This is a genomic window from Saccharopolyspora sp. NPDC002686, from assembly GCF_040295745.1.
Taxonomy (GTDB): Bacteria; Actinomycetota; Actinomycetes; order Mycobacteriales; family Pseudonocardiaceae; genus Saccharopolyspora; species Saccharopolyspora oryzae.
On the sequence record NZ_JBEOVY010000548.1, the window covers coordinates 1 to 3,303 of the forward strand.

The window sequence follows — 3,303 nt, forward strand, 5'->3', positions numbered from 1 at the left end:
GGCTACGAGTCCTCGCTACCGGTGACCGTGGACGAACTGCTGCCGCTGGTCCGCGCGGTGACCCGCTCCGCCGACTTGAAGCCCATCGACTCCAGCGCGACGTTGCCGGCCAGGATCATCAGGTCGGCCCAGGAGATGTTCTGGCCGTACTTCTTCTTGACCGGCCACAGCAGGCGGCGGGCCTTGTCCAGGTTGACGTTGTCCGGCCAGCTGTTCAGCGGCGCGAAGCGCTGCTGACCGGCACCGGCGCCACCGCGGCCGTCGCTGGTCCGGTAGGTGCCGGCGCTGTGCCACGCCATGCGGATGATGAACGGACCGTAGTGGCCGAAGTCAGCGGGCCACCAGTCCTGCGAGGTCGTCAGCACCTCTTCGATGTCCCGCTTCACGGCGGGCAGGTCGAGGCTCTTGAAGGCCTCGGCGTAGTCGAAGTCCTCGTCCAGCGGGTTCGCCACCGCCGGGTTCTTCGCGAGGATCTTCAGGTTGAGCCGGTTCGGCCACCACTGGCGGTTGCCGCCGCCCTGGGTCGGGTGCGGAGCGCGTCCGTGCGCCACCGGGCACTTGCCCTCGCTCTGCTCCGCGGCCTGGCCGACGTTCGTGCTGTCAGTCACGGGATTCCTCTCGGGATGTTTCAGGTGCTGCTGGTGAATCGGGGGAACAGTTCGGGCACAGGCCCCAGTAGATGACCTCGGCTTCGTCGATGCTGAAGCCCAGGGTGTCCGAGGCCGTCAGGCAGGGCGCTGAACCGACGGCGCAGTCGACGTCGGCTATCACCCCGCACGACCGGCACGCGAGGTGGTGGTGGTTGTCCCCCACCCTCGCCTCGTAGCGGGCCAGGGAGCCCATCGGCTGGATCCGGCGGAGCAGTCCAGCGTCGGTCAGTGCCCGCAGCACGTCGTAAACCGCCTGGTGGGACACCTTAGGAAGTACCTCGCGCACGGCACCGATGATCGACTCGGTGTCCGCGTGCGGGTGGTCGTGCACGGCTGACAGCACTGCGACCCGCGGGCGGGTCACGCGCAGTGCAGCCTCGCGCAGCATGCGCTCGTGGTCGGCTGTCGTCGGCACGTGCAGCAGTCTGGCCTGTTTTCTGGAGCGAATCAAGAGTAACCCGCGATCGGGGACAATTTCGATTGACACTGAACTCATCGACCGCCTTGAACTTTCTTCCGGGATCGCCCCACCACTTGCAATCCATACCCCCTGGGGGTATAAATCGAACTCGTCAGCAACACATACCCCCCAGGGGTAACAACCCAGAGGAGCTCCCGATGGCCGAGTCCACCTTCACCGTCGTCGGCATGACCTGCGGGCACTGCGCGCAGTCGGTGACCGAGGAAGTCAGCAAGATCGGCGGCGTTTCCGAGGTGGCCGTCGACCTCCCCACCGGGGCGGTCACCGTCTCCAGCGCCGAGGCGATCAGCTCCGCCGACGTGCGCACCGCCGTGGAAGAAGCCGGTTACCAGCTGGCCGACAGCTGACCTGATCCCCGGGGCGGGCCGCTCCCCCGGCCCGCCCCGCTCCCAGTGTGGTTTCGCCATGAACGCAGCAGGCAAGCTCTCCGCCTACGGTGCAGTGCTCGCCCTGGTCGCCGGCGGCGGCTGGGCGGTCGGCACCGCCGTCGGCCCCCTCTCCGCCGCCCCCGCCTCGAGCAGCCACGACGGCATGCCCGGCGGTGAGCCCACCGGACACGGGGACGCCCACAGCGGCACCGTCGCGGAGACCGACCTGCCCGGCGGACTCGCGTCGTCCAGGGGCGGCTACACCCTCGCGCCCACCGGCACGACCCGACAGGCCGGCACCACCGAGCCCTTCTCCTTCCGCGTCCTCGGCCCGGACGGGCGCGCGGTCACGAACTTCGACGTCGAGCACGACAAGCAGATGCACCTCGTCCTGGTGCGCCGCGACACCGCGGGATTCCAGCACCTGCACCCGCAGATGGCCGCCGACGGCACCTGGACCACCCCGCTGGACCTGCCCGAGGCGGGCAGCTACCGGGTCTTCGCCGACTTCACTCCGACCGGCGGTGCGGCGACCACCCTCGGCACCGACATCTCCGCGGGCGGCTACTTCGAACCGCGCAGCTTCGCCCCATCGCGGGTGTCCGAAGTGGACGGTTACCAGGTCCGCCTCGACGGCGAGCTCGTGGCCGGGCAGTCGTCCCCGCTGCAGCTGACGGTCAGCAAGGACGGCCGACCCGTCACCGACCTGCAGCCGTACCTGTCCGCCTACGGCCACCTGGTGGCCCTGCGCGGCGGCGACCTCGCCTACCTGCACGTGCACCCCGACGGGGCGCCCGGTGACGGTCGCACCGCGCCCGGCCCGAGGATCGACTTCGTCGCAGAGGTACCCACCGCGGGTACCTACCGGCTGTTCCTGGACTTCCAGCACGACGGCGTCGTGCGCACCGCGGAGTTCGCAGTGGACACCAGCAGCGCCGCCCCCGCAGTCGACCAGCGCGGTCACACCGGGCACTGAGGCAGAGGAACGAGGAGGAACCGGTATGACCACCGAGGAACGGGCCCCGCAGAGCACCGGCGAGGTCGAACTCGCCATCACCGGCATGACGTGCGCTTCTTGCGCGGCTCGGATCGAGCGCAAGCTGAACAAGCTCGACGGTGTCGCGGCGACCGTCAACTACGCGACGGAGAAGGCCAAGGTCAGCGTCCCGGAGGGACTGGACCCGCAGCAGCTCGTCGACGCCGTCGAAGCCGCTGGCTACGGCGCAACGCTGCCCAAGGCGGCACGGGAAGCCGAGCCCTCGCAAGCCGAGGAGGACGACGATCCGACGCGGTCGTTGCGGCAGCGACTGATCGTGTCGACCGTGCTGTCGGTACCGGTGATCGCGTTGGCGATGGTTCCAGCGTTGCAGTTCACCTACTGGCAGTGGATCTCGCTCGCCTTGGCCGCACCCGTGCTGGTGTGGGGTGCCTTGCCCTTCCACAAGGCCGCTTGGACGAACCTCCGCCACGCAACAGCCACAATGGACACCCTCGTGTCGATGGGCACCATCGCGGCCTTCCTGTGGTCGCTGTACGCGCTGCTGTTCGGCACCGCCGGAGTCCCCGGCATGACGCACCCGTTCGAGTTGACGATCGAGCGGATGAGCGGTGATGGGTCGATCTATCTCGAGGTTGCTGCTGGGGTGACGACGTTCATCTTGGCGGGGCGGTATTTCGAGGCTCGGTCGAAGCGTCGTGCTGGTGCGGCATTGCGGGCGTTGTTGGAGTTGGGTGCCAAGGACGTCGCGGTGCTGCGCGACGGCCGTGAAGAACGGATCCCCACCTCGGAACTCGCCGTGGGCGA

The 3,303-nt window shown here is 68.8% G+C and carries 4 protein-coding genes and 1 pseudogene; 3 read left to right on the forward strand and 2 right to left on the reverse strand.

Annotation, left to right across the window (positions count from 1 at the left end):
• Positions 1-71: 71 nt before the first annotated feature.
• Positions 72-608 (reverse strand): annotated as a pseudogene (locus tag ABTZ89_RS37320) (peroxidase family protein); the annotation flags it as partial.
• Positions 601-1,038, reverse strand: a complete 438-nt coding sequence (locus ABTZ89_RS37325) for a Fur family transcriptional regulator (RefSeq protein ID WP_270949236.1) — start codon at positions 1,036-1,038, stop codon at positions 601-603. The gene ABTZ89_RS37325 and the pseudogene ABTZ89_RS37320, both read right to left, overlap by 8 nt.
• Before the next feature lie 230 nt (positions 1,039-1,268).
• Here ABTZ89_RS37325 and ABTZ89_RS37330 point away from each other — a divergent pair, with 230 nt between their 5' ends.
• The 3 genes from ABTZ89_RS37330 to ABTZ89_RS37340 all read left to right on the forward strand — a co-directional run.
• Positions 1,269-1,478, forward strand: a complete 210-nt coding sequence (locus tag ABTZ89_RS37330) for a heavy-metal-associated domain-containing protein (protein ID WP_351053906.1) — start codon at positions 1,269-1,271, stop codon at positions 1,476-1,478.
• Positions 1,479-1,536: 58 nt separating this feature from the next.
• Positions 1,537-2,475, forward strand: coding sequence for a DUF8832 domain-containing protein (locus ABTZ89_RS37335; protein WP_351053909.1), 939 nt, complete (start codon positions 1,537-1,539; stop codon positions 2,473-2,475).
• Positions 2,476-2,500: 25 nt separating this feature from the next.
• Positions 2,501-3,303: cation transporter (locus ABTZ89_RS37340; RefSeq protein WP_351053912.1), on the forward strand; the 803-nt coding region annotated here is incomplete at its 3' end.